General features: G+C 64.0%; 16 protein-coding genes. 5 read left to right on the top strand and 11 right to left on the bottom strand.

What is annotated here, in order from left to right:
* Positions 1 to 18 precede the first annotated feature (18 nt).
* The 3 genes from AC1MEQ_RS13480 to AC1MEQ_RS13470 are packed head-to-tail and all read right to left on the bottom strand — an operon-like array spanning position 19 to position 3,732.
* A complete protein-coding gene (locus AC1MEQ_RS13480; protein ID WP_479791390.1) occupies positions 19 to 1,458 on the bottom strand; it encodes an FAD-dependent oxidoreductase in 1,440 nt (479 codons plus the stop codon).
* A gap of 50 nt (positions 1,459 to 1,508) precedes the next feature.
* The gene (locus tag AC1MEQ_RS13475; protein ID WP_479791389.1) at positions 1,509 to 2,654 is read right to left on the bottom strand and encodes a serine hydrolase domain-containing protein; all 1,146 of its coding nucleotides are present in this window, start codon (positions 2,652 to 2,654) and stop codon (positions 1,509 to 1,511) included.
* A gap of 37 nt (positions 2,655 to 2,691) precedes the next feature.
* Positions 2,692 to 3,732, bottom strand: a complete 1,041-nt coding sequence (locus tag AC1MEQ_RS13470) for an RNase H family protein (protein WP_479791387.1) — start codon at positions 3,730 to 3,732, stop codon at positions 2,692 to 2,694.
* 76 nt (positions 3,733 to 3,808) lie between these two features.
* Between AC1MEQ_RS13470 and AC1MEQ_RS13465 the strand changes: the two genes are divergently transcribed.
* Entirely contained in the window at positions 3,809 to 4,273 is a 465-nt protein-coding gene (locus AC1MEQ_RS13465; protein ID WP_479791385.1) for a hypothetical protein, read from the top strand.
* A 5-nt stretch (positions 4,274 to 4,278) separates the two neighbouring features.
* Here AC1MEQ_RS13465 and AC1MEQ_RS13460 read toward each other — a convergent pair whose 3' ends face one another.
* Entirely contained in the window at positions 4,279 to 5,391 is a 1,113-nt protein-coding gene (locus AC1MEQ_RS13460; RefSeq protein WP_479791383.1) for a glutathione S-transferase C-terminal domain-containing protein, read from the bottom strand.
* Positions 5,392 to 5,497: 106 nt separating this feature from the next.
* Between AC1MEQ_RS13460 and AC1MEQ_RS13455 the strand changes: the two genes are divergently transcribed.
* Together AC1MEQ_RS13455 and AC1MEQ_RS13450 are read left to right on the top strand one after the other, a co-directional pair.
* On the top strand, positions 5,498 to 6,742 hold the full coding sequence (locus AC1MEQ_RS13455; RefSeq protein WP_479791382.1) for an Nramp family divalent metal transporter: 1,245 nt from the start codon (positions 5,498 to 5,500) through the stop codon (positions 6,740 to 6,742).
* A complete protein-coding gene (locus tag AC1MEQ_RS13450) occupies positions 6,742 to 7,443 on the top strand; it encodes a metal-dependent transcriptional regulator (RefSeq protein ID WP_479791380.1) in 702 nt (233 codons plus the stop codon). The genes AC1MEQ_RS13455 and AC1MEQ_RS13450 overlap by 1 nt, the downstream gene beginning before the upstream one ends.
* A gap of 164 nt (positions 7,444 to 7,607) precedes the next feature.
* On the opposite strand, the gene AC1MEQ_RS13445 is transcribed toward AC1MEQ_RS13450, so the two are convergent.
* The 7 genes from AC1MEQ_RS13445 to AC1MEQ_RS13415 all read right to left on the bottom strand — a co-directional run bounded on the left by AC1MEQ_RS13445 (position 7,608) and on the right by AC1MEQ_RS13415 (position 15,067).
* Positions 7,608 to 11,297, bottom strand: coding sequence for a YobI family P-loop NTPase (locus tag AC1MEQ_RS13445; protein ID WP_479791377.1), 3,690 nt, complete (start codon positions 11,295 to 11,297; stop codon positions 7,608 to 7,610).
* A gap of 129 nt (positions 11,298 to 11,426) precedes the next feature.
* A complete protein-coding gene (locus tag AC1MEQ_RS13440) occupies positions 11,427 to 11,600 on the bottom strand; it encodes a hypothetical protein (protein ID WP_479791374.1) in 174 nt (57 codons plus the stop codon).
* Between the two features lie 9 nt (positions 11,601 to 11,609).
* Entirely contained in the window at positions 11,610 to 11,804 is a 195-nt protein-coding gene (locus tag AC1MEQ_RS13435) for an ATP-binding cassette domain-containing protein (protein ID WP_479791373.1), read from the bottom strand.
* Positions 11,777 to 12,178 carry an ATP-binding cassette domain-containing protein gene (locus AC1MEQ_RS13430; RefSeq protein ID WP_479791371.1) on the bottom strand — a complete coding sequence of 134 codons (402 nt, stop codon included), beginning with the start codon at positions 12,176 to 12,178 and terminating at the stop codon, positions 11,777 to 11,779. The genes AC1MEQ_RS13435 and AC1MEQ_RS13430 overlap by 28 nt, the downstream gene beginning before the upstream one ends.
* Before the next feature lie 220 nt (positions 12,179 to 12,398).
* On the bottom strand, positions 12,399 to 13,673 hold the full coding sequence (locus AC1MEQ_RS13425) for a HipA domain-containing protein (RefSeq protein WP_479791369.1): 1,275 nt from the start codon (positions 13,671 to 13,673) through the stop codon (positions 12,399 to 12,401).
* Entirely contained in the window at positions 13,670 to 13,951 is a 282-nt protein-coding gene (locus tag AC1MEQ_RS13420; RefSeq protein WP_479791368.1) for a helix-turn-helix domain-containing protein, read from the bottom strand. Before AC1MEQ_RS13420 ends, AC1MEQ_RS13425 begins: the two co-directional genes overlap by 4 nt.
* 213 nt (positions 13,952 to 14,164) lie before the next feature.
* Positions 14,165 to 15,067, bottom strand: coding sequence for a LysR family transcriptional regulator (locus AC1MEQ_RS13415; RefSeq protein WP_479791366.1), 903 nt, complete (start codon positions 15,065 to 15,067; stop codon positions 14,165 to 14,167).
* Between the two features lie 237 nt (positions 15,068 to 15,304).
* Here AC1MEQ_RS13415 and AC1MEQ_RS13410 point away from each other — a divergent pair, with 237 nt between their 5' ends.
* Positions 15,305 to 16,705, top strand: coding sequence for a M20 family metallopeptidase (locus AC1MEQ_RS13410; protein ID WP_479791365.1), 1,401 nt, complete (start codon positions 15,305 to 15,307; stop codon positions 16,703 to 16,705).
* A 42-nt stretch (positions 16,706 to 16,747) separates the two neighbouring features.
* Positions 16,748 to 18,040 (top strand): MFS transporter, encoded by a 1,293-nt coding sequence (locus tag AC1MEQ_RS13405; RefSeq protein WP_479791364.1) that lies wholly within the window; start codon positions 16,748 to 16,750, stop codon positions 18,038 to 18,040.
* The last annotated feature ends 1,273 nt before the right edge of the window (positions 18,041 to 19,313 follow it).

The raw sequence follows: 19,313 nt of genomic DNA, 5'->3' as shown, positions 1-19,313 counted from the left end.
CTGCCCCAGCATGTACCGCTACTCCAACGGCGCCAATCCGGCGAGGACCTCGTTCAGCGACTCAGTGGTGGAGGGATGCGTCCAGATGCCATCACGCAGCTCGCTGGCGGTGACCCCGGCGCGCATGGCCAGGGCCACCAGGTTGACCAGTTCCTGGGCATCGATGCAGTTCAGCGTCGCGCCGAGGACCAGGTCGGTGTCCGGATCGACGACGAACTTGATGACGCCGCGGGTCTGCTCCATGATCTTCGGCCGCGGCATCGCGGCGATCTCGGCGACCTTCTTCGACGCGACCAGCACGTCGCGCCCCGCGGTACGCGCCTGCTTCTCGTCCAGGCCCACCCGGGCCAGCGGCGGGGTGAGGAACGTGGTGGACGGGACGGCGACCCGATCGGCCCGGCTGCGCGTGCCCCGGCCCATCAGCTGGTCGGCCAGGATGCGTGAATCATCCAGCGAGATGTAGGTGAACTGGTCCCCGCCGTTGACGTCGCCGACGGCATAGACGCCCTCGACGCCGGTGCGCAGGAAGTCATCGACGACGATGTAGCCGCGCTCGTCGGTGGCGATGCCGGCCGCCTCCAGTCCCAGGGCCGCGGTGGCCGGGGTCCTGCCCGTGGCCACGAGGAGGGCGTCGGCCTCGATGGAGGCTTCCCCTGCGGCGTCCGAGACACCCAGGCTCACGATGCCACCCGACGACGACACCGAGGTGGCCGAGGTGCCGAGCCTGAAGACGACCCCCTGCGCTTCGAGCCCCTCGCGCACAGCCGCGGCGACGTCGTCGTCCTCGGCGGAGAGCAGTGCATCCGAGCGGCCCACCACGGTGACCTCGGAGCCGAAGTCGGCGAACATGCCCGCGAATTCGAGGCCGACGTAGCCGCTGCCCAGGATGGTGAGCCGACGCGGGAACGGGTCCGCATGCTGGATGGTGGTGGAGTCGTAGACCCCGTCGGCCGGTTCCAGGACCGCCAGGCCGTCCAGCGCCGGGCGGGCCGGGAATGTGCCGGTGTTGACGACCACGTGCGCGGCGCTGATCCGCAGGGTCTCGCCACCGCCGGTGACCTCGACCAGGCGGCCCGGGGCCGCGGCTTCTGGCCCGGCGCCATCCTGTCCGTCGTCGCCGGCCGCGACGAAGCGGGCATCCCCGTCGACGAGCGTGACCGTGGAGACGGTCGCGAGCATCTCGTGGTTCTTCGCCCGCAGTTTGCCGATGAGCCCGTCGCGGGCGGCGACCGAGGCGGTGAACCATTCGATCGGTTCGTCCCCGTCGCGCCGGCCGCCGGCCTGGTGGATCAGCGCCTTGGTGGGCACGCAGGCCACGTTGATGCAGCCGCCCCCATACATCTGCGGTGATCGCTCCACCAGGGCAACCTGGCGTCCGCTGCGGGCCAGTTGCCCGGCGAGGGTCTTGCCGCCCTTGCCCCATCCGATCACCAGGGTATCGACGTCCAGTTGCTCCATGATGTTGCTCCTTTGCCTCGGTGGGACCCGCCCTCGCAGGACGGTCGGTGTCAGTCGGTGGCCGCGTCCAACAGCGCGCTGCGTAGGGCCACGGTGAGCTGCCCGCCACGGGATCCGGTTCCGCTCTCCTCCGCCCGCGCCGGCACGTAGCCGAAGCCGATGCCGTAGGCGGGGTCGGCAAACGCCAGCGTGGCGTTGGCGCCGTCGTGCCCGAAGGCCCGCCAGGAGCCGAAGTCGTTGCGCGGGATGGATTTCATGAACATCAGCGCGAACGCGCCGGTCAACCCGTTGGCCCGGTCGATCCCGAACACCCGCTCGTCGGCGACGGCGTGGATCGTCTCGGCCGTCAGGAAGGGCCCGTCGGCCGCCCCGTCCTCACGCACGACGCCGGTGCTCGCCGCCGCGTAGAGCCGCGCCAGGCCGCGGGCGCTGGCCACGCCGCCGGCGGCCGCGATACCGCTGGAGCGGATCACCGGCAAGTTGGGCAGGTCCAGCAGTTCGTAGGAGGCTCCGTCGCCGACATCGAACCCGCCGGTGGAGTTCAAGGCCAGCCCCATCGGCCCAAACGGGTCGGTGAAGGGCGGCGATTGGACCTGGACCGGCTTGAGCACGTCGCGGTAGCGGGTCTCCTCGTCCTCGGGCAGCCCGAGGTAGAAGTCGATGCCGAACGGCGCCCGGATCCGGGTTTCGTAGACCTGCTGCAACGTCTCGCCGGTGATGCGCCGGACCAGCTCCTCGGCGAAGACACCGAGCGTCAGGGCATGGTACTGGTGCGTCGAGCCCGGCTTCCAGACCGGCGGGGCCGCGGCGAGGCGGACCGCCCCGGTGGCGGAGTCGGTGTACTGGCCCACGGTCAGGCCGCCGTCGATCCCCGGCAGGCCGCCCTGGTGGCTGAGCAGCTGGCCGACGGTGATGGCTGCCTTGCCGTTGGCCGCGAAGTCCGGCCAGTAGGTCGCCACCGGCTCGACCGGGTCAAGCAGGCCGTCCTGCACCAGCAGGGCCAGGACCATCCCAGCGGCGCCCTTGGAGGCGGAGAAGACTCCCGTGAGCGAGTCGGCGGTGCTGTTCGGCCCCACCACTTGGTCAATGACCGGCTGGCCCCCGGCGTAGACGCACAGCTGGGCCGAATAGTCGGGGTCCGCCGCGGCGAAGGATTCCAGCAGGTCGACGACGGGGGCAAAACGCGGATCGGTCACGTGGTGGTTCTCCTGGGGATCGGGGTGGGTGCCGTGGCTAGAGTTCGGGGGTTTCCTGGCGGAAGCGCAGCCGCCAGCGCTGGTCCTGGCGATGCCAGAGGGAGCTGACGGCCGTCGCCGCCTCGTCCCCGACCAGCCGGTAGGCCAGGTGGATGGAGTCCATGCCGACCTGCATGGCCTCGAGCAGCTCGAAGGTGCGTTCGGCGCTCGACCACGCAACCGGTGGCGCGTAGCTGGCCGAGGGTGCATCGTCGTCGTCCTCGAGGCCTTCGCCGGTGGCCTCCGGCAGGTCGGTGGCCTGGGAGGTCAGCACGGCGATCGCGGTGTCGCGTTCGCGCAGGCTGCCGTCCGCGGCGATCTCGCGGTAGTCGGGGTGCAGCAGGAACTCCAGCTGCCCGGCGTCCGAGCGGACCGAGGGATCCAGCAGTTCGCGTTCGAGGGTGACGACGGCGTCGATGTCGGCGCTGCCCCGCCCTGTTTCGGCCGGGTCCTCGAGGGAGGAGAAGAGATCGTCCTGGGCGGGCAGCGTGGCGGTCTGCGTTCGCGCGGGGCCGGCCTCCGCCGTAGAGGCGGGAGCGGGGGTGGACGACGTCCCGGCCCCGGCCGTCCCGGCTCCCGGGTAGCCCGGCCCCATGTCGCTGCCGCGTCCTGCCTGGTAGGCGGTGGCGACGGCACGGGCGCGTTCGTCGGCGGCCTCATTCAGGTAATGCCCGGCATGGCCCTTGACCCACTCGAAGCTGTAGTCGCGGCCGCGGATCGCCTCGTCGATCTGCTTCAGGAGCTCGACGTTGAGCACCGGCTTGCCGTCGGCCTTCTTCCAGCCCTTGCGCTTCCAGCCCGGCATCCACTTGGTGACGCAGTTGATGACGTACTGCGAGTCGCACAGGATGCGCAGGTGCTCGTCGGCGACATGGGCGGTGGCACGGAAGAGGTCCAGCACGGCCATGAGCTCGCCCATGTTGTTGGTCCCGTGCGGCCAACCGCCGGCACGCCACATGGTGTCGTCGACGTACCACGCCCAGCCGGCCGGTCCAGGGTTTCCAAGCGCTGAGCCGTCTGCTGCGGCGGTGATCGTCATGGTTCCCATCCTGCCACGTAGGGCTGTTGCTTGGGTGCCGGTGCCGCTAGGGTGAGGCGACAACCTTGGGGGGAACATGCACGTCAACCGCCTGTCAGCACTCCTGGTCGCCGCGGTGTCGCTGCCGCTGCTGGCTGGATGCTCGGCATCCACCGCCGCCTCCGGTATCGAGCTACTCGAAGAGCCCGCGACCGTGGCCGACGCGTTGCCGTCGGGCAGCCACCTCGAGCGCATCAAATCGGGAACTGCACGGTTCGCTGCGCATCAAGACGGCCTCACGTTCTACGTGGCCCTGCCGACCGGAGAGGACGACTCTGAATCCATGCCGGCGCGTCCCGGCGCATGCATCATCGTGGCCGAGGCCGAGACCTCCACCTGCGGTGGCCTGCCCGTCACCTCGATGGGCGAGTTTGGCGCCGTCCAGCTGGTCCCGGACAGCTTCGACGTTTCGACCCTCACGTCCGCCGGCTGGAAGCAGATCGGCCGGAACGTGTTCGTCAAGAGCCTCCAGCCGATGCCGTCTTCCCAACCCAGTCCGTAGGACCCCTACGCCGGGTAGAGCGGATTGTGGCCCGGCGTCACCTCTTCGCCGGCGCGCACCGGACCGGGCGCAGTGCCGGAACCGAACGGCGAGCCGCCGAGGGATTCGCGGCCGTGGGGGTCCAGCCAGTTGGCCAGGTCCGGGCCCTGCGGGACGAACTGGGTCGGGTTGATGTCCTCGTGCACGATGTAATAGTGGCGTTTGATCTGCACGAAGTCGGTCGTGTCCCCGAAGCCCGGCGTCTGGAACAGGTCGCGGGCGTACGCCCACAGGGCGGGCATCTCGTCGAGCTTGCTCCGGTTGCACTTGAAGTGTCCGTGGTAGACCGGGTCGAAGCGGGCCAGCGTGGTGAACAGGCGGACGTCGGCCTCCGTAATGGTGTCGCCCATCAGGTAGCGCTGGCCGGTGAGCCGCTCCTCCAGCCAGTCCATCGCCGTCCAGAGGCGGTCGTAGGCGGCATCGTAGGCGTCCTGGGAACCGGCGAATCCGCAGCGGTAGACCCCGTTGTTGACCTCGGTGAAGATCCGTTTGATGACCGGGGCCATCTCCTCCCAGCTGCCGGCGGGGATGAGGTCCGGGGCGCCCTCGCGGTGGAACTCCTTCCACTGGGTCGAGAAGTCCAAGGTCATCTGCGGGTAGTCGTTGGTGACGACCCCGCCGGTGGGGATGTCGACAATGGCCGGGACCGTGATGCCGCGCGGGTAGTCGGGGAAACGGGCGAAGAAGTTCTCCTGCAGCCGTTCGGTGCCCAGCACCGGGTCGCGACCGTCGGGGTCCAGATCGAAAGTCCAGGAACGGGCGTCGTGGGTCGGGCCCGGGAGGCCAATGCTGATGGCGTCCTCGAGACCGAGCAGGCGACGGACGATCAGCGTCCTATTCGCCCAGGGGCAAGCACGGGCTGCCACGAGCCGGTAGCGGCCGGCCTCGACGGGCCAGGCATGCGCGCCCTCAGCCAGGCCGGTGTCGGGGTTGCCGATCGCCCCGCCGGGCTCGGCCGTGGAGGCGCGGATGGCCTGCGGATCGGCGACGATCCGGTCGTCGATGTAGTTGGTGTCCCGGGTGAATTCGGCGCCGGGCGTCACGTAGGCGCCACGGGTGGAGTGCTGGTTCTCGCTCATGGTGCCAGCGTACGCCGGACCGGTTGTACGCTGCTGGCGGTTCGTCACCAATCGCGCTAAGTTAACCTGACTTAACTTTTTTGCACGACGGCGACAAGGGAGCACCATGACGACTTCGGTCATCGAGCGGCAGGGCCGACCCCAGCGCCGGCTCATCTGGCTGCTCGGCCCGGCCTTCGTGGCGGCCATCGCCTACGTGGACCCGGGGAACGTCGCGGCCAACCTCACGGCCGGAGCCCAGCACGGGTACCTGCTGGTGTGGGTGCTGGTAGTCGCCAACGTCATGGCCGTCATGATCCAGTACCTCTCCGCCAAGCTGGGCCTGGTCACCGGGAGGTCGCTGCCCGAGGTCCTCGGCGAGCGCCTGCCGCGCACGGGCCGGCTGGCCTTCTGGGGCCAGGCCGAACTGATCGCCATGGCCACCGATCTGGCCGAGGTGATCGGCGGCGCGATCGCCCTGCAGATCCTCTTCGACCTGCCACTACCCCTGGGCGGGTTGCTGGTGGGCATCGTGTCGATGGTTCTGCTGGCCATCCAGTCACGCCACGGGCAACGGCCGTTCGAACTGGTCATCATGGCGCTGCTGGTGCTGATCACCATCGGCTTCGTCGCCGGCCTGTTCGTCAGCCCGACCGACTGGGGCGCCGCCGCCGGGGGCCTGGTCCCGCGCTTCGAGGGTGCCGGAACGGTGCTGCTGGCCGCCGGGATGCTGGGCGCGACCGTCATGCCGCACGCCATCTACCTGCACTCCTCGCTCTCCCGCGACCGCCACGGCGGCGGCCACTCCCCCGCTGGGCTGAAACGGCTCCTGCGGGCGAACCGCTGGGACGTCGGGTTGGCGCTCGTCGTCGCCGGTTCGGTCAACATCGCCATGCTGCTGCTGGCCGCCACGAGCCTGCGCGGCGTGGAGGGGACCGACTCCATCCAGGGCGCGCACGCCGCCATCGTTGAGGCGCTGGGACCGTTCATCGGTGTCGTGTTCGGGGTGGGCCTGCTCGCCTCCGGCCTCGCCTCCACCTCGGTCGGCTGCTACGCCGGTTCGGCGATCATGTCCGGGTTGCTGCATCGGCGCATCCCCTTGCTGGCCCGCCGTCTGGTGACGCTGATCCCCGCGCTCATCATCCTGTCCATCGGCGTCGACCCGACCTGGGCGCTGGTCCTCAGCCAGGTGTTCCTCTCCATCGGCATCCCCTTCGCGCTGATCCCGCTGGTCCGCTACACCGGCCTGCGCTCGCTCATGGGCCCGAACGCCAACTCCGCCGCGACCCAGGTCTTCGCGTGGACGATCACCGGCGCGATCGTCGCGCTGAACCTCCTGCTCATCTACCTCACCGTGACGGGAGCCGCCTGATGGAACCCCGCAGCCCTTCCACTCCGCCGCCAGCCGAGGGCATCAGCCGCGTGGCCGAAGACTTCCTGAAGGCCATCTGGTCCGCCACCGAATGGGGCGGTGCGCCCATCACTGGCAAGGCGCTGGCCGAGCGTTTCGGGACCACCGCCGCCAACGTCTCGGATACGATCCGCCGCCTCACCGCGCAGGGCCTGGTCAGCCACGAGCCCTACAAGCCGGTCCGCCTCACCCCAGCCGGCGAGCGCCACGCGGTGGCCATGGTCCGCAAGCACCGGCTGATCGAGTCGTTCCTGGTCCGCACTCTGGGCTACTCGTGGGAGGAGGTGCACGATGAGGCGGAGAACCTCGAGCACGCGGTCTCCGAAACCATGATCGAGCGCATCGACGCCCTGCTAGGGCACCCGGACCGCGACCCACACGGCGACCCGATCCCCGCGGCCGACGGCACCTCGCCACACCCGCCCCACGCAGTCAACCTCACCGAAGCCACCCCCGGCAGCTACGAAGTCACCCGCATCTCCGACGACGACCCGGCCGTCCTGCGCCTGCTCGCTGAGCACGGTCTGCGGCCCGGGTCTATTGTCACCGTGGGACCCCGCGACGCCGGTTCCGGCTCGATCCCCCTCGAGGTCGACGACGGTGGGCTGGCTTCGCTGCCACGTGATGCTGCAGCCGCGCTCTGGCTGGTAGACAACGACTGAGCTTTGGAACTGCTTGCGTCTCATTTCGATCCCGATGGATCACGAAGCAGCGAGCCCAGACATCGTGGTTGTCTACCTCTTCTCGCACATGTGGAAGCAAATGGAATCGAGCACCGGGCGACGTTCACGTTTAGAGCAGTCTCGCTCGGCGATCGCCCTGCGTGTCAATGCCGCTTCATGTTGACCTTTAGGTCGGTCCCGTCCGGAATGATCGTGTTGACGGTGCCAAGTTCTTTGAGCCGTTCGAGAAGAGCCCTGTTCGCCTCCGTGTTCGCGAAGCGGCGGCGCTTCCCATTTGGCACGCCGAGCGTTGGGTAGTCGCCGCCGAGCGCATCAAGGATTGGTACGAGATCTTCTAGGCCGATTCCGCTGAGGAAACGCTGCACAAGGCCAAGCGTGAGTGAACGGTCGATATGTGCATGGGCTGCCTGCATGACGTCGCCCCAGGAAATTTTAACGCGCTGCGTTACGGCATAAGCAGCGAGTGCTTGCAACGCGTCTCTGTCTGCACCATTAGCGAACTCGGTGAATCGCTCCACAACCCTCCGTTTGAGAATCTCGGAGACTTTGCCACTGACGAGGAACCGAGCCAGTACTGACGGCACGAGGATCTCAGGGCTGATGAACGAGGCGAGGGATTGCGATGCAGCGATCGCATATTCAAGCCCCTGCCAGTCGTCACTGGCGATCAACGCGAAGCTCTCGGCATCATCGCTAATGACGCCATTCTCGATAAGGCGACCGACCCACTCTCCAGGCTCGGTCGGCACCGATGAGGCGGGCAGAAAGTCCCCAAGTTGCAGACTCGCAAGGAGCGATGTGCGCAATTCGGCGGAACGCAGGCAGCCAGCGCTGCTGAGCAGCTTCGATGCGAGTTCGAGCTTCTCTGCCTCTTCAACTTCGTCCCCGACCACGATCGTCCCAAAGGCAAGGACGGCAGCAAGATTATCGTCAAGCCCGTATTGCTCCACGTAGGCCGAGACGTTGTTGAACTCCGGCGGAAAACGCGCGTGAGAGGCGAGCGCCGGCCATGTACCCGGGGCAACGCTGCTAAGGAGAGGCACGCAGCATTCATCGGCCGATCGCCCCACGATCGCTGCGAGCGACTCGCGATCAACCTGGTCGATGTCTTCAATGATGGGTACGAAAGCGTCACAATCTGTGACTGTTTGTTCGTCCTCGGCAAGCAGGGTGAGATAAGAATCGAGGTCCATGATGACACGTTGGTAAAGGTGTTCCGAGGCCTTTTTCAAGGCGTTGAGCGATAGGTCGGTTAACGGAGTGATCGCCTTCAGCAGATTACCGCGGGTCACTTCGAACCGCTCGACGTCGACAATTGCTCGTCGGGCCGTCCCGCTGAGCGGTGTGAGGTCCGGCACAAGGAAATCAGCTGCATCCACGACCTTCGCGACGCGCTCGGCGCTTGCTGTCGTCTGCGGGTCAGTAAAGGCAATGAAGGCGCCGTGGTTGTCCTCAAGATAGCGCGCAACTCCACCGCTAACGCGGTAGTCGACGCCACCCGCAAGTTCGGCGAGTGCGGCGTCAAATGCTTGAAGACGCCGGTCGTCGTCCAGTTCCAGGTCCGTCGCCAGAACGATGAGCACGTCGGGCCAGTCGCGGACAAGTAGGCCCACGAGCAGCAGGATATTTCGTTCGCTCGACAGATAGGCCTGTAGGAATTGTTTCTCCTCGTCACCGTTCTTTCGCAAGTTAGTCACGACCATCTCGGCGGAGGCTTCGTCGTCGTTGAGCAGATAATCCAAGAAATCGAAGTTGTATGCGGACTTTTCGCGCAATGCCACTCTCGGTCGCTCGTGCAGCACGGCCTTTGATTCTTCGACGTTTAACGGAAAGTAGAAGTCCATAGAGCCTGTGTCAACGTTCTTCAGAATAAAGTTCATCGCATTGGCATTGACTCGGTCCCCCACGAAAGTGGACGTATACAGCGTGAAGTAGCGGTCGACGTATCCCTGGGCGACCAGCTCAACCGCCAATTTCGATCCGAGGAGCGATGAGGTGCGTTCAGCGAATGATACGGCGGCATTTGTGTCGCGTTTCATTTTGAGGTCTGGCCGAGCTATTAGATCTCCTATGTCGGCCCTGCTAAGGAACGCAATGTCTTGGCGTGCGGCGGTGATTTTGGCATCTATTTCGGTGCGTGACGAGGACTCCCATTTCGACGGGTCTAGCGAGTCTCCGGTCGCGCGTTCGAGTTCCTCACGGGGAAGGCTAGACGCTTGGATACTGCCCCGGTATGGGTTTTGATAGGTGAACGAGAGGCCAGCGTTCCCGGCCGCATACTTCTGCCAGAATGTTGTAGTCCGCAAATCATGTAAGGGGATCGGCGTGCCGTCGTACCGGATGTCATTGATCGAAAAGTCAACGTGGCCGAGAACTAAGTCGATATAGGCCTCGACCGCGTCGCCGACCTTCTTGCTCCGCGCCAACTGGTCGTTGCCGTTCCGGAGCCGTCGGTGCAGAACGGCCACTTCGGCGTTGAGCCGGGCGGTATGATTCTGCACTATTTGCCGGCTCTCGCGGTACAGGATGTCGAGGTTGCTCGTGCCGAGCTTGATGCGCTCGAAGTCAGAGAGGTGCGTGCTCTTGTAGAGCACCATTGCGAACAAGCGGTCATCATCCAGTTCAAGTGATGATTTGCTGATCACCTGCTCCTTGAAAATCACGAATTCATTGCGGATGTTTTTAATGAGACGCATGTCGGCTACGCGCTGAGCGACCAAGTCAATGAGGCCGTCGGAGATCGAATGTGTGAAGTCGGCGAGCTCCGCTGCCATGAGCTCGCGGGCGCTCTGGTGCGTGACGAACGGGACGACCGGAATCACGAGGTCAAAGAACTTCGTGCGATTTGCGCGTGCCACTTCGAGCGTTGCTGCGTCAGTGGCTGGTTCGTCGGGCGCGTCCGGTCCTACGGCCGCTTCGCGGGCGGCTCGGGTGCCGAGCTCTTCGAAGATGCTGTCTTTGATCGCATACAGGAACCGGATGACTCGACCGTCGAGCTGCTTCGCCGCATTCAGGATGAAATTGAGTTCCCGCAGCGTCTCGAAAATGTGAGCATCCTCGAAGCGATCAATGTCCTCAAAGAGGACGATGTCCGTATTTACTACCTCGAAGAAGTAAACGATCTCATCGAGGTACTCGTCGAAGTACGTGTCCGAAGCCGCGGACAGGGTGATCGTCGCGGCCCCTGCGGTTACGCTATCTATGCGAATCTTGTTGTGCGTCACGTACCGGATCTCGAAGACGAACGCCGCAGATACCAAAACCATGGCGGCGTTGGCCGCGATCGCCCAATCATCGGGGACGGTGAATAGGGCGGCGAGCTTCGAGGTCCATCCGAGGAGGAAGAATATCAACGAGATCGGAACGCCCGCGGCAAGCGAGAAGAGCGTCTCGCGCTTCGGGTTGAAGGCAGACGTCCGACGGTATCGTGAGCCGGGCATCTTCTCCGGTATCTGCGTGTACAGGAGCTGCTTGACTATTTCCTTCTGGATTTGATTCGTCTTCGTTTCGCGCCGCGGATTTGCTAGATCGTCGTCATCCTGACCTGGCGTCGCCGCTTTAGACGCAGAGGCTTCGGTCCCAAATCCAAGCGTCGAGAGCGATACCTGAATCACCTTCCGCTTCGGGTCGTTAGCGACCTGTCGCAAGATGCTGCTCTTGCCCACGCCGTAGCTACCGGTCAGCGCAATGTTCCGCACAGCCCTCTCGCCAGTCCATCCGAGCGCTGATTCGATCGCGTCGAAGTACACGGCGTGCTTTTCCGCCTGGTACTCCGGAGTTAAAGGATGAAGATCGGCGACTTTATGCGGCTCGGGTGACTGCGTCGGCTCCACGTCGGCTCTGCTCCATCAACTAGGCACGTAACCGTTTGAACGGCTCCTGCTATAACTATTACCTCAACCAAATTAGTACAAGCGCATTGTGCGAACTTTCCGACCGCGGGCAATGCGTTTTCGCGCACGTCAATACCGCAGCAGCCTAGCAAAGGGGCAAACTCCGGCGCGCAGCTCGGCCACCGTCCCTAGTTCGACGATGCACACGCCGTCCAGCACAACGAGCTGGTCGGCCTGCTCGACGGTGGAGAGCCGGTGGGCGATCGTGATCGTCATCAGGTCCTCGGCCAGCCGATCGAGCACGGCATGCACCTAGGCCTCGGTCGTGTTGTCGAAGGACGACGTCGCCTCATCCACCACGAGGACCCGCGAATTGTGCTGGGTCGTCCGGGCGATGGCCAGCTGTTGCTGCTCGCCGTTGAAGAGCCGGTGCGCTCGGGTGCCCAACAGCGTCTCCAGCCTGTCCGGCAAGGAGGCGATCAGCCCGTCGATCCGGTCGGCCTCCAACGCTGCCCACGCGACAGGTCCGCCGGGGCCAGGTCCCGCACGTCGACACCGTCGATGGTGACCCGGCCGGTGGTGGTGTCATGCAGGCGCGGGACCAACGAGCCCAGGGTCGACTTGCCCGAGCCGGTGGCCCCGACGATCGCCGTCGCGGTCCCTACCGGCACCAGCAGGTCGATATCCGACAAGACCCGGGCATCGCCGTCGTACGAGAAGCCCACGCCCTCGAAGCGCAGCTCCCCGCGCACGGTGGTCAGATCGATGGCCACCGGGTGTTCCGGCGGGGTGACCTCCGGGACGAGGTCGAGGTATGCGAAGAAGCGGCTGAACAGCGCCATCGCGGTCACCCACTGCACGCCCACGTTGAGCAGGCCCACGATCGGACAGACGATCGCCGACTGCGGGGGTGCGGACGACAATGCTGCCGGCGGTCATGCTGCCGGCGACTACCGTCGGCAGGCAGGGACCGGTCATCTGCGACGCTTTTGGGTTAGCCTGCTTACCTCGGACCCGACGTCCACGTTCGCCGGAGGCCTTGGTTACGGCCGCCGCGGTTCGTGCGCAGGACCAATGTGGCGGCTGCCAGACGGAGAGCGGCTATCTGGGGGCGAGAGCGCGGATGCGCTCTTCGGCGCCCCGGATCACGTCCCCAAGGACGGGGTGGTACCAGCCCTGGTCTCTAGATTCGGCGAGCAGGACCGGCATGAGCGAGCTGGCCACCTCCAGGGACCGCCGGATTATCATCGTGGCGGCCGGGCGCCTCATCCCCCAGGACATTGCTTCGTCGACGAGATCCCGGCCCCGGACATCGTCGAGTAATATCTCCCCGCCAATACGCAGTGCGAGTTCTCGGCTATGGTCGGCCCATGCCGCTGTGGGCACCACGTCATAGGCGGGCGATAGCTCCACCCGCCCGTCCTCCAACAGGACCGAATGATTTCTGACGTGTGCGTCGCAGTCCCCCAGGATCGTTCCCAGGGTGAGGCGTTCAAGGAGCGGCTGCATGGCGATTCCGGTCGAGTGTTGGACGAGCAGTTGGGCGATGTCCACGAGACGGGGCATCTCGTAGGAGTTGTTCTGATATTTCTCCGTGATGCCCAGCGACTGCCCGAAATCCTCCTGGTGTATCCGGCGCAGAGACTTGCCGTTCCCTCGTCTGTCGAATCTGCGCACGAGGATGGCGGACCGACCCACCATGTCCCGGACCTCTGTTTCCGCTGCGCTGACCTTCATGCCCTTCAACCGGCCGGCCAGGAAGGTCAACCGCATGGCAAAGTGTTCGGCTGCCGCTATGCCCGGCCATCTCTCGATGCCTTCGTCGGTGAGCCTGGCCGGTTTGAGGATATGAGTCGACGGGGCGCCGTTCACCGGCAGTCCCATCCGTTCGCTGGCGAGGACCACGGCCAACTTGCCCTGCAGGCCTCCGAGGCTAGACCGGACACCGGGGTCGACGTCGATGCCCAGAGGTGCGGCGGGCAGATCGGAGATCGCCTTCTTCAGGTCGGAGCCGTCGAGCCAATGGACTCCGCCTTGCCTGGTGTCGGGGCCCTGGTCTGGTTCGGTGACCTGGATAGCGCCGGCACAATCCAGCCCGTAGACCTTGAGGAGTCCGTAGGTGTCCTCGGTCGATACCCGGGCCCTGTCCGCGAGGGCTGCACGGACGTGGTCTTCGGGGAGCAACCCGTCCAGGAAGTATTTGGCCTCCGTCCCAGGGTACGGCGCGGCGCGCACGGGGAGCTTGAGGGAGAGCAGGATGCTTCCCGGCCCATGTTGCCGAACGACCTCTTCCGTGTACCTCAAGGACATGTATCCCTGACCCGCGTCATGGAGTTCGGCGACAGGGTCCCCGTTGAGCCACGCGATGAGCGTCATGGTTGATTCCGCCCTCGTCGACGCGTTGCATCGTAGTTGTCGGCTTCGTATCTGGCCGATGCTGCCCGGGGGTCCTCGCGCGGGAGGGCAACCAAGTCCATGCCCAAGGCGTTGGCGACTTCGGTGAGGATGGAGGAGCGGCCGGGCACGCCGCGTTCGATGTTGCTGATCCGCTTGCGGTCGAGCCCAGTGGTGTCACTGAGCTCCCCTTGCGACAGGCCGAGTTCGATGCGTCGGGCACGGAGTGCAACTCCGATGCGTTGCAGTTGGTGGTCCACTGCTCCTCCTGCGCTAATGGGGTGGATAACAACACATTAGCATAAATTTGCACTATTGGGGTCGAAAACCACCCCAATAGATTTTCGAAGATCTAAAGGGACAAAAACGACCACATAAGCGGTTTGCTGGGCAGAGCCTCACCGCCGGGCATCGGCCGCCCCGGGAGATGACGTGGCCACGCTTGAAATCCCCGAGGTCCAGTTTGCCGGGTTTTAGACTTCCGTCGCCCCAAGGGCAGCAACAAGAAAGTCGATGAAATCCGCCAAGGCAGCGGGTAGCTCCCTTCCTGCCTTCGTCTGAACCTGCAAGTTTCGTTGCCCCAGTTCCTTCTCTTTGAGGGGAATCGCCACGACGTCACCCGCTGCCAAGTCGCGCTCGGTCGTGATTCGACCCATCAGGGTTACCGCGTCCCCTTGTCGCACGAAGCTCAGCAATGCATCCGGGTTGTCGCAGACGAAGACCGGCTCGACGCCCCGGGACGCGGTCTTGACGACAACGTCAAAAAGATGCCGGTTGGTCGTATTGGGTGCGGAAAGAGCCAATGGATACGAGAGGAGCTCTCGCAAACGAATCGACGATTCACATGCCAGAGGGTGGCCGGCGCGCACTACGGCCATCAGTGGCGCAGTACGCGAATCAATGATTTTGACACCCGCATCAATCGCGAGGTTGAAGGTCACGGCCAAATCTGTCGCACCGTCACGAACCATCTGAGTAGCTGTAGCCGGCTCGGTCAGTTTGAGAACGAACCGCGTTCCCGTATGAATCTTCCTGTAGTCGGCAGCTATGCGAGGCAGAAATTCGTGTCCGACGCCACTCGGTGCGGCGATCGAGATGAGCGATTCCGCGCCGCGGCGCTCGTGGATCTCGTCGACGACATGTCCGGCATCCTGGATCACCCGTCGCGCGAATCCGGCAAACATGTCGCCGGATTCCGTCGCCACAACGCCCGATGGCAAGCGTTCAAAAAGGACGGATCCAACTTCCTTTTCGAGTCTGCTGATTTGCCGGCTAACGGCCGAGCCGGCCACATGCAGTTGCCGGGCAGCGGCATTGATCGACCCGGACTCGAAGACCGCGAGGAAATATCGCAGGGCAGGATCATAGAGGGGCACCTACTGAACTTACTGGACCATTGCCGTTGCGGCAACGCTAGCGTCTACAAATTGCTAGAACCAGATCGAGGAATTCGTCTTGTATGAGGTACGTCACCCTGCAAACATGATCTGGAGCCGCCACCAAGGCGATCATATTTTGCCAGCAACGTACGACCAGATCATGGTTACAAGTTGGAACATCAGCAACTGCCGCTGCCATGTGCTGCGCGTATCAGATCCATCGGAGGATCCCACTTGACCCGCACTTCTGCGATCGAACTTGCCACAGAATACTTCGACTCCGGGCAGTTCAAAACCGATCTTGACCGGCGGGTGTCGTATCGAACGGAGAGTCAGGACCCCGAGAGCGCAACCGTCATGCAGGCATACCTCACGGATGAAATCATTCCGCATGTAGAGCGCATGGGCTTCACGGCACGGGTGGTTGAGAACCCGGTGTCCAGCAATCATCCGTTTCTCGTTGCCCACCGAAATGAAGACGCGTCGTATCCCACGGTACTGACCTACGGCCATGGCGACGTGCAGCTAGCCCATAAGCCTGATTGGCGAGCAGGCCTCGATCCATGGGAAATCGTCATGGAAGATGACCGCTGGTACGGCCGGGGAACCGCCGACAACAAGGGGCAACACACGGTCAATTTGGCGGCATTGGAACGCGTTGTCCAAGCTCGCGGAGGCCGTCTGGGTTTCAACGTCACGGTCCTCCTGGACATGGGTGAAGAGTCTGGCTCCCCGGGTCTCAACGAGATATGCGAACTACTGCAGAACGAGTTGTCCGCCGACCTTCTCATCGCTTCCGATGGGCCGCGGCTCGCTGCCGAAAACCCCACACTCTTCTTGGGTGCGAGGGGCGCGGTCAACTTCACCCTCACCGTCGACTCACGCGACGAGAGCCACCATTCAGGCAACTGGGGTGGAGTGTTGAGCAACCCCGCCATCGTGCTGGCCAACGCCCTTTCTAGCATGGTGAGCGGACGGGGCGAGATTCTTGTCAAAGGACTCAGGCCATCTTCGATCCCCACTTCAGTCCGAGCCGCGTTGGCAGACATCTCCGTCGATACTTCGCCTGAAAGCCCAAGGATCGAAGAAAACTGGGGCGAGCCGGGGCTTACCCCAAGCGAGCGTCTCTTCGGGTGGAACACGTTGGAGATCCTCGCCATGACGGCAGGAAATCCCGACGGGCCGGTCAATGCCATCCCAGCCAGTGCGCGCGCACACTGCCAACTGCGTTTCGTCGTCGGCACAGATTGGCAAGCGGCCAAATCGATCTTACGAGAGCACCTCGACAGCCGGGGATTTTCCATGGTCGACGTCAATGTCGAGCACGGGGTCGCCGCTACGAGGCTCGACCCGGAAAACAAGTGGGTGAGATGGACCCTCGCGTCCTTAGCAACCACTACCGGCAAGACAGCTTCGGTCCTCCCCAACCTGGGCGGAACCTTGCCCAACGATGCGTTCGCCGATGTCCTCGGATTGCCGACGATCTGGATTCCGCATTCCTATCCCGGCTGCGCACAGCACGCGCCCAACGAGCATCTGTTGGCTCCCCTCATGAGGGAGGCAATGCAGATTATGGCCGGACTCTTTTGGGATCTGGGCGAGCTCGATCCGGATTGGCTTTCGACCGCGGACTAATCGTGGTTTCGGACAACATTCAGTCACAACAAGGAGTAAGTCATGAGTACCAAAGCCACGTATGACTCGACGAGCACCAAGAAGCCGTTGAGCCCTTCGAAGATCATTGCCGCGGCTTGTGTCGGCAATGCCCTCGAATGGTACGACATTGCAATTTACGGCTACTTTGCCGTGTACATCGCACGTGTGTTTTTCCCCAATGAAGATCCCGCCTTTTCGCTCGTCCTCGCATTGGGCACCTTTGCGGTGTCATTCCTGATCCGGCCTCTCGGAGCACTTCTCCTCGGCTCATACGCAGATCGAGCGGGTCGCAAGCCAGCACTCACGCTCTCCCTTGGCCTGATGGTCGTCGGCTCACTGCTCATCTGCATCATGCCGACCTATTCGGTCATTGGCGTCGCAGCCCCGATCGGCATTCTTGTGGCCCGTCTCATCCAGGGCTTCGCCGCAGGCGGCGAATTCGGGGCGGCGACGGCCATGATGGTCGAACATCTTCCCGGACGTCGGGGCTTCGCGGCCAGTTGGCAGTTCGCAAGCCAGGCCATGGCCGGCTTGATGGCCGCCGGCATCGGTACCCTGCTGACCACGACCTTGAGTTCCGAACAAATCGAGTCATGGGCATTTCGCATCCCCTTCGTGTTCGGCCTGCTCGTAGGTCCCGTGGGCATCTACATCCGCAAGCACATCCCCGAAACGGCGGAAGCTGAGGCACACATCAAGAGCGACCTACCCAAGACACCGGTCCGCACCATCCTCCGCCACCAGAAGTTGCTGGTGTTGCTCACCGTAGGCCTGCTCGCGGTGACCACCTGCCTCAACTACATGATCACCTACATCCCGACGTACGCCATCAAGACCCTGCACCTTCCCGACTCGAGCGGGTTCATGGCCACCATCGTCGCGGGCCTGGTGCTGCTTGTAGTCACCCCCTTTGCCGGGCACTTCTCCGACAAATTTGGCCAGTTGAGAATAATGATTCCGGCCGCCGGACTTATCCTCCTCCTGATTTACCCGATGTTTGCCCTCATGGTCTCGGTACCGGCTCTCGGGACACTGCTGCTCGTCCTCTTTTTTATGGCTTTGCTCAAGGCCACCTACTACGGCCCGATGGGCGCAGCGATGGCGGCCATCTTTCCTGCAGAAACGCGTGCCACCGGCATGGCAGTCGGCTACAACATTGGCGTGACCATCTTTGGCGGCTTCACACCGCTAATCGCGACCTTGCTTATCAACGCCACCGGAAATGATATGGCTCCAAGCTTTTGGGTCCTTTTCGCTGCCATCGTGAGCATCGTTTCCATGGTTGTGCTCTGGAAAAAGTTGGGCAAACGATAAACCTCGGCCACACGGCCTCACGGCCACTCGTCATGGAAAGCGCATCACACCGCTTCTGCCATTACCGGGAGGTTCAGGGCACAACAATCCCGCATAGGAAAGATGCCTCGAAAGCGCAGGTTCCCTCGGAGGCTGTTTCGGCCCCAAGTATCGGAGGAACCGGCAAACATTTCGTGCCCCGCCGAACAGACCACGCGAAAACGCTCGAGGCGACACGGGCCCATTGGCCTCATTTTGATCATGATCAAAAAAGCGTAGCCCAAAGAAGAACGCTGGAGTAACGACAACCAGCGCGGCGTCCGCCGATCCCCTGCGCGACTTAACTCATCGACGTTGAGCCCTTGTCGCGGGGGAACTGCGCTGCGTCGGGCAGGCCCGAGACCCCTCGCGCCTGCCCAGCTATGGTCGTGGCAGTCAGCAGTCGGCGGCAGGGACATGCTTGAAGTTCCTCGCCCTCATTCTCTACAGGGACCAAGCACCACCGGATACGTCCCGCCGCATCCCGAATGGCTGTGTGGCTCACCCTCCGGCTGATGAAGGTGGCTGTCGACGGGCTGTTGCGTATGAGGGCTCACGGAGCCAGCTTGCCCATCCGTAGGTGCTGGTTCCGAACAGCGGATTCCGGACCGGGTCGAAGCGCGTGGCGGTGTCGGCGAGTTCGGGCGCGGTTTCCAGGGTGAGGGTCGCGAACTGGGTCCAGGCATCGCACGGCCGCGCGTAGTACAAACCGAGAATCCACTGGTGAGTCCCAAGTACCCGACGGAACGAGCTGGGGGCGGCCGGGAGCCGGGTCGGAGCATGAAGGGTGCGGGCCGCCAAGAGTATCGGCCCGGCTGCGCCCTTGTAGGGCATCATGGTTGTGAACACGGCCGCGGCAGCTCGACGGTGCAGTGTGAGCATGTATCGGCCTGCCCGGGAAGCACCGGTGGAGGCAAGTAGAACGTCGGCCTGTTTTTCCCCGTTGGGGATCCGCACAGCGAGCCCAAGGATGTCGGGCCAGGCGTCCGGAAGGCCGAGGGATCGGGAGAACCGGGCAGTGATGTGCGCCATGCCCGGGGAGTCGACCCAGGGTATCCCCGACGCCGAATCGTGGCCGTACCGCTTAAGGGTCCCCATCAGGGCCACACCTTCCGGGTGGATCGGCCGGTCAGGGCGAACCCGCTTCAAGACCTTGAAAACGACGGCGAAAACGCGGCCCCCCGCTGCGCTGAACTGCCTGCCTGCTAGTCGTCCCATCGCCGCTCCTTGGTGCTCGCCGTCTCGATGCCCAAGG

Source organism: Arthrobacter sp. ASL1 (assembly GCF_056680475.1).
This window is presented reverse-complemented; position numbering and strand designations above follow the sequence as displayed.